The sequence below is a fragment of the Protofrankia sp. CiP1_Cm_nod4 genome (genome assembly GCF_982290645.1).
In genome coordinates this window covers 9,382-10,069 of record NZ_CEVIVC010000168.1, presented here as the reverse complement: position 1 = coordinate 10,069, position 688 = coordinate 9,382, and the positions used below count along the sequence as shown (strand labels likewise).

The following is a 688-nucleotide window of genomic DNA, read 5'->3' as shown; positions in this document are numbered from 1 at the left end:
GGGCAGGGCGGTGGACGGTGGCGGGGCGGGGTCGCTGTCGCGGCGCTCGTCGGGCTGGACGTGGTGGTGGTCGCCGCGCTGTGGCCGACGCTGGTGCGTCCGCTCTGGTACGACGAGGCGTGGCGGGCCTACCACCTCAGCGTCGGCGCGGGCTGGTTCGAGGCCCTGCGGACGGCGAACGCGCCGCTTTCCGGGGGCTGGTTCGCGGTCGAGAAGCTGGCGGTCGCCCTCGGCGGTGACACCGAGCTCGTCCTGCGGGCGCCCCAGATCGTCGCGCTGGCCGCGCTGTCGCTGGTGACCTACCTGCTGGGCCGGTGGTGGCTGTCGCGGCCGGCGGCCACGGTCGTCGCCGGGCTGCTCACGGTCAACGGCGGGCTGCTCGTCTACGGGCTGCAACTGAAGTCGTACCTGCCGGAGGCCGCATGCACGGCGGCCGTCGCGCACCTGTGGCTGTGCGCGCGCCGCCGTGTCGAGGCGGGCCGGCGTTCGTGGCCGGCTCGGGCGGGCATGGCGCTGTGCGCGATCATGGCCGTCACCTCGCTGTTCGTCCTGGCTCCGCTGCTGTTACTGGACGTCGTGGACGCCACCCGATCCTGGTGGGCGTGCCGCCCACGCCAGGCCCGGGGCACCAAGACCGAAACGGATGCCGCAGCGCAGGAGGCCGCCCACCCACGGTGGCGCCCACGAC

At 74.9% G+C, this 688-nt stretch carries 1 pseudogene; it reads left to right on the top strand.

Going from position 1 to position 688, the window contains the following annotated elements:
- Nucleotides 1–688: pseudogene (locus AC5LSR_RS21365) on the top strand (hypothetical protein); the annotation flags it as partial.